General features: G+C 68.1%; 6 protein-coding genes. All 6 read left to right on the plus strand.

Going from position 1 to position 6,154, the window contains the following annotated elements:
• On the plus strand, window positions 1–398 hold a 398-nt coding region (locus AC5E6L_RS13325), incomplete at its 5' end, for a cell division protein FtsQ/DivIB (protein WP_491773908.1).
• Window positions 398–1,717, plus strand: coding sequence for a cell division protein FtsA (gene ftsA / locus AC5E6L_RS13330; protein WP_491229794.1), 1,320 nt, complete (start codon window positions 398–400; stop codon window positions 1,715–1,717). The genes AC5E6L_RS13325 and ftsA, both read left to right, overlap by 1 nt.
• A gap of 50 nt (window positions 1,718–1,767) precedes the next feature.
• Window positions 1,768–3,537 (plus strand): cell division protein FtsZ, encoded by a 1,770-nt coding sequence (gene ftsZ / locus AC5E6L_RS13335; RefSeq protein WP_491773910.1) that lies wholly within the window; start codon window positions 1,768–1,770, stop codon window positions 3,535–3,537.
• A gap of 278 nt (window positions 3,538–3,815) precedes the next feature.
• Window positions 3,816–4,769: a UDP-3-O-acyl-N-acetylglucosamine deacetylase gene (gene lpxC / locus AC5E6L_RS13340; RefSeq protein ID WP_491230118.1), complete on the plus strand. Its 954-nt coding sequence runs from the start codon at window positions 3,816–3,818 to the stop codon at window positions 4,767–4,769.
• A 157-nt stretch (window positions 4,770–4,926) separates the two neighbouring features.
• A complete protein-coding gene (locus AC5E6L_RS13345) occupies window positions 4,927–5,802 on the plus strand; it encodes an outer membrane protein assembly factor BamD (protein WP_491773912.1) in 876 nt (291 codons plus the stop codon).
• Between the two features lie 17 nt (window positions 5,803–5,819).
• A partial coding sequence (locus AC5E6L_RS13350; RefSeq protein WP_491773914.1) for an AAA family ATPase occupies window positions 5,820–6,154 on the plus strand: 335 nt, incomplete at its 3' end.

Genomic DNA, 6,154 nt, shown 5'->3' on the forward strand with positions numbered 1-6,154 from the left:
GTTACGCGGCCGATCCGCGCCTTGCCGCGCTGCCGTTCCTGGTCGGCAAGGGCGCCGCTGAGGCCGGCGCCGGGATCGTCGCCACGCTGTCGCGCTATCCCGAGGTCGCCGAACGGGTCCGCGCCCATATCCGCGTCGGCCAGCGCCGCTGGGATCTGCGGCTCGACAATGGAATCACCGTTCGCCTGCCCGAGGCCGGCGTCGAGCGGGCACTCGACCGGCTGATCGCCATGCAGGCCGATCTGGGCTTGTTTGAACGCGATCTCGCCGCGATCGATCTGCGCTTCGACGACCGGACCGTCCTCGCCCTGACCGACAATGCGCTACAGGCGCGGCAGGCGGTCATCGAGGCGCGGGACGCCGCACGCGCGGCGCGGGCGCGGGGGAACCGCACCTGATGGCCGACGCGCGCAGCACCGAAAGCCACAGGCGCGGCCGCCGTCCGGCCGTCGTCACCGTGCTCGATCTGGGCAGCACCAAGACGGTGTGCCTGATCGCTCGCATGGTGCCGTCCGACAGCGGCCGCTTTCTCGCCGGCCGCACGCATCAGGGCGAGGTGATCGGCATCGGCCACACCCGTTCGATGGGCATCAAGTCCGGCGTTCTGGTCGATCTCGATGCCGCCGAGCGGTCGATCCGCCATGCGGTCGAGGCGGCCGAGCGCATGGCCGGCGTGACCGTGGACTCCATGATCGTCAATCTGAGCGCGGGCCGGCCCAAATCGACGATGTGCTCGGCCTCGTTGTCGCTCAAGGACAGACCCGTTTCCCGGCGCGAGATCGATCAGGTGCTGCACGCGGCGGTCGCCCGCGCGGCCCGCGTCAACCGCCATGTCGTTCACCTTCTGCCGATCGACCACGTGCTCGACGGCGAGCGCGGCATCGTCGATCCGCGCGGCATGATCGGTTCGGAACTGTCGCTGAACATGCATCTTCTGTCGGCCGACGTGGCGCCGGTGCGCAACCTGGAGCTTGCGATCAACCGCGCGCACCTTTCGATCGAGACCCTGGTCGCAACGCCTTATGCGAGCGGGCTGGCCACGCTCGTGGACGACGAGCTGGAGCTGGGCTGCGCCTGCGTCGACATGGGCGGCGGCACCACCGCGATCGCCATCTTCTCGGAGCGGCGCTTCGTGCACGCCGAAACGCTCCCGCTGGGCGGCCACCATGTGACCATGGACGTCGCGCGCGGGCTCAATTGCCGGCTCGAAGACGCCGAGAGGCTCAAGGTCATGCACGGCTCGGTCATCGCCACCTCGGTCGACGACCGCGACATCATTCAGGTGGCGCCCATGGACGGAGAGCGCGACGAGGGCGCCCACCAGATCCCGCGCAGCCTGCTCAACCGCATCATCGCCGCCCGCGTCGAGGAGACGCTGGAAATGCTGCGCGAGAAGATCAACGCCTCGGGCTGTTCGGCCGTCGTGGGCAAGCGTGTGGTCCTGACCGGGGGCGCTGCGCAACTGGGCGGGCTGCCCGACATGGCCCGCCGCATTCTGGGGCGCAGCGTGCGCATCGGGAGGCCGCTGGGCGTGCGGGGACTGCCCGCCGCCGCCAAGGGGCCGGCATTCGCCGCCGCCGTCGGCCTGATGGTCTATCCGCAGGTCGCCGCCAACGACCACTCGAATGAACGCTTCCGCGGAACCGCGTCACTGAAACGAACGGGAACAGAAGGGCCGCTCCGACGGATGACACAATGGATCAAAGAAAGTTTCTAGACACGGACAACGGCCCGAAGGCCGGTTCGGCACCACAAGAGGATGAAACCATGACGATCAATCTCAAGAAGCCGGACATCACGGAGCTGAAGCCGCGCATCACCGTGTTCGGCGTCGGCGGCGGCGGCGGCAACGCGGTCAACAACATGATCACGGGCGGGCTCGACGGGGTCGAGTTCGTGGTCGCCAACACCGACGCGCAGGCGCTGTCGATGAACAAGGCGGGCCGGATCATCCAGCTCGGCATGGGCGTGACGGAGGGCCTTGGCGCGGGCTCGCAGCCCGATGTCGGCCGCGCCGCCGCCGAGGAATGCATCGACGAGATCAACGACCACCTGAACGGGACGCATATGTGCTTCGTCACCGCCGGCATGGGCGGCGGCACCGGCACGGGCGCCGCGCCCGTCGTTGCCCGGGCGGCGCGCGAACGCGGCATCCTGACCGTCGGCGTCGTCACCAAGCCATTCCATTTCGAGGGCCAGCGCCGCATGCGCACCGCCGATCAGGGCATCGAGGAGCTACAGGCCAGTGTCGACACGCTGATCGTCATCCCCAACCAGAACCTGTTCCGCATCGCCAACGACAAGACCACCTTCGCCGATGCCTTCGGCATGGCCGATCAGGTGCTCTATTCGGGCGTTGCCTGCATCACCGACCTGATGGTGAAAGAGGGGCTGATCAACCTCGATTTCGCCGATGTGCGCTCGGTCATGCGCGACATGGGCAAGGCGATGATGGGCACGGGCGAATCCGCCGATGAAGGCCGGGCAATGGCAGCGGCCGAAGCGGCGATCGCCAACCCGCTGCTCGACGAGACATCGATGAAGGGCGCAAGGGGCCTTCTCATCTCGATCACCGGTGGCCGGGACATGACGCTGTTCGAGGTCGACGAGGCGGCCACCCGCATCCGCGAGGAGGTCGACCAGGACGCCAACATCATTCTGGGCGCCACGTTCGACGAGACGCTGGAGGGCCTGATCCGCGTGTCGGTGGTCGCCACCGGCATCGCCTCCGAGACGGCGGCGGCCACGCCGTCCCGCCCGACCGCGATCCCGCGCGCGGTGACCGGCTCGGCCACATCGGCCGTCATGCCGCAGCCGCATGCCGAAACCGAGGCCCCGTCCGCGCTCAGGCCGGTGGCCCGCGAGCAGGCGCCCGCCGAAAAGCCCGCGCCCGCGCCCGCGCCGAGGGCAGGCGAGGTCATCGCCGAGACCGAGCGCGATATGGCCGCCTTCGAGACGATCCGTCCGGCCGACCCGTCGCAGCTCTCGCAGCCCATCGATGCCGAGGCGCCGCGGGACGAGCAGTTCCGCCCGAACAGCCGGCTGTTCCAGTCGCCGGCGCAGCCGATGCCGGCGCGCCCCCGCACCGCCGCCTCTTCGGACGCTCCGGCCGAGGCCGCCCCGCGGCCGGTGCCGGCCCGGGCGAACGATCCGATGTCCGAGGCGCCCATGCCGCGGCCGCGCATGCCCGACGTGCAGGACTTTCCGCCCATGGTGCGGGCGGAGGTCGAGGAGGCGTATCGCTCACCGGACCGTGCCGATGAGGAGCATGACGAGCGCGGCCCGCTTGGTCTGCTCAAGCGGTTGACCCACGGCCTGTCCCGCAAGGACGAGACGGACGCGCCCGAGCCGCCTCGCTTGCGCCCGGTCGAGCAGGATCAGGCGCAGCCGCGCCGCGCGATCGGACAGGATGCATCGCTCTATGTGCCGCGGGCCGGCCAACTCGACCCGCACGGCCGGGCGCCCTCGCCCGCGCAGGCGCCCGATCCGGACGACCAGCTCGAAATCCCGGCCTTTCTGCGCCGCCAGGCCAACTGAACGGCGCCTGGCTGCCCGAAACGGACACGCACGGGGCGCCTGGCGCCCCGTTTGCCCTTCGCTAAACCTCTGATTGTGCTTGAAATTGTGCGTCTCTCCAACGTCGCGCGCGTTACATCTGGTAACCATCCGTGATTTGGCCGCATCCCCGACTCGCGACTAATGTGCACGACAAGGTGGAGAGGGCGCCCCCTTGATCATGCGGTGGAGGTTCCGTCCGGGGACACAGACGGCCGGCCATCGCCAAAGCGCATACAATATAAGAGCAGGTACAGCTCATGGGGACTGATCTGAGGGGCTATCAGGCATCGCTGCGCAAGGCCGTGTGTCTTTCGGGAATTGGCGTTCACACGGGCGCGGAGGTGTCCATCACCCTGCTTCCGGCCGAACCCAATACCGGTGTCGTCTTTCGTCGCACGCTGGACGACGGCTCGACCGTCGATCTTGCCGCCGTCGTCTCGCAGGTCGGCGCGACCGACCTTTGCACGATGCTCGGCGATCCCGGCGGCGTTCACGTATCGACCATCGAGCACATCATGGCCGCCTTCTCGGCGCTGGGGCTCGACAATGTCATCGTCGAGATCGACGGCTCCGAAGTGCCGATCATGGACGGCAGCGCCGGCGTCTTCATCGAGGCGATCGCAGAGGCCGGTATCGAACACCATCTGGTCAAGCGCCGCTACATCCGCGTCAAGAAGACCGTGCGCGTCGAGCATGCGGGCTCCTGGGCCGAATTCCGGCCGTATGACGGCACGCGTTACGAGATCGTCATCGATTTCGACTCGAAGGCGATCGGCCGGCAGGAGTTCCGCGGCGAGGTCGACGGCGAGATGTTCTGCGACGAGCTTGCCGATGCGCGCACCTTCGGCTTCATGAAGGATGTGGAGCGTCTTTGGGCGTCCGGCCACGCGCTTGGCTCCTCGCTCGGCAATTCGGTGGTGATTGGTGACGATCACGCCGTGATCAATGGCGAGGGTCTGCGCTACGCCGATGAGTTCGTGCGCCACAAGACGCTCGATGCGGTCGGCGATCTCGCGCTGGCCGGCGCCAATTTCGTGGGCTGTTTTGCCTCCTATCGCGGCGGTCACCGGCTCAACGCGATCGCACTCAGGGCCCTGCTGGCCGATCCGCTCGCCTACGAAATCGTCGAAACGCCCGTGCCGAGCGCCATCGTCTATGCGGGCGATCTGGTCGCGGTGACCGGGCAGGTCTACGCGCCCTGGGCGGTCTGAACGGGCAGTGCCCCGTTTGCGCCGCTTGTGCCGACCACGCCACAAAATCGCGCCATTTGCCCGGCAGGCGTTGCCGCGGTGAACCAGGGACGATAAACCTGCCAAAGACGCGCAGGCGGACCCTTGCCGCACGCCGCCATGGGAGACGGGCTTTTTCATGAGTGCCAACCGAGCCAGCAGATCGCGCCTTGTGCGTGCTTGCGCCGCGGTCGTCCTTGTCCTTGGCGCTGCGGCCGTTTCCGGCTGCACCCACGGCAATGACGCGCTCGATCTGCAAGGCTATGTCGACACGATCGAGCCGGCCGATGTGCTCTACAATCAGGGTCTGGCCAACCTGAACGGCGGCAATCTGCGCGAGGCGCAGCGGAAGTTCATCGCCGTGGACCGTCAGCATCCCTATTCGGATTTCGCCCGCAAGGCGAACGTGATGGCCGCCTTTACCTCCTACAGGATGGGCCGGTTCGACGATGCGATCGCCGCCGCCCGCCGCTTCGTGAACCTTTACCCCACCCATGAGGACGCCGCTTACGCCCAGTACATTATCGGGCTGTCCTACTTCAACCAGATGCCCGAGGTGACGCGCGACCAGCGCGACACGCGCCTTGCCATCCAGAACTTCAACCGGCTTCTGGAGAGCTATCCCGGCTCGGTCTACGAGGACGATGCAAGGGCCAGGATCAGGATCGCCCGCGACCAGCTTGCGGGCAAGGAGATGCAGGTCGGCCGCTACTATCTGGAACGGCGCGAGTTTGCCGCCGCCGTCCCGCGCTTCCGGCTCGTTGTGGAGCAGTATTCCAACACGCGTCATGTTGAAGAAGCGCTGGCGCGGCTCACCGAGGCCTATTTCGCGATGGGCCTGACTTCGGAGGCGCAGGCCGCCGCCGCGATCCTCGGTCACAACTTCCCCGACAGCCGTTGGTACGCCGATTCCTACACGCTTCTGGCGAGCGGCGGGTTGCAGCCGCGCCAGGATGCCGGCTCCTGGCTGAGCAGGGCGGCGCAGAACGTCCTCAACCGCCCGGCCGGCGGCTGACCGATACACCGCCCGCCATGCTCAGCGAGCTTGCGATCCGCGATATCGTGCTGATCGACACGCTGACCGTTCGCTTCCAGGCCGGCCTTGCGGTGTTGACCGGCGAGACGGGCGCCGGCAAGTCCATCCTGCTCGATGCGCTGTCGCTGGCGCTCGGCGCGCGCGGCGATGCGGGGCTGGTGCGCCAGGGTGCGCGGGAAGGGCAGGTGACCGCCGTGTTCGATCTTGCGGCCGGCCACCCTGCCCACGCCGTGCTCGATGCCGCGGGCATCGCCGCCGAGCCGGGCGAGCCGCTGCTTCTCAAGCGGGTGCAGACCGCCGACGGGCGGACCCGCGCCTTCGTCAACGACCA

The organism is Roseitalea sp., from assembly GCF_984466335.1.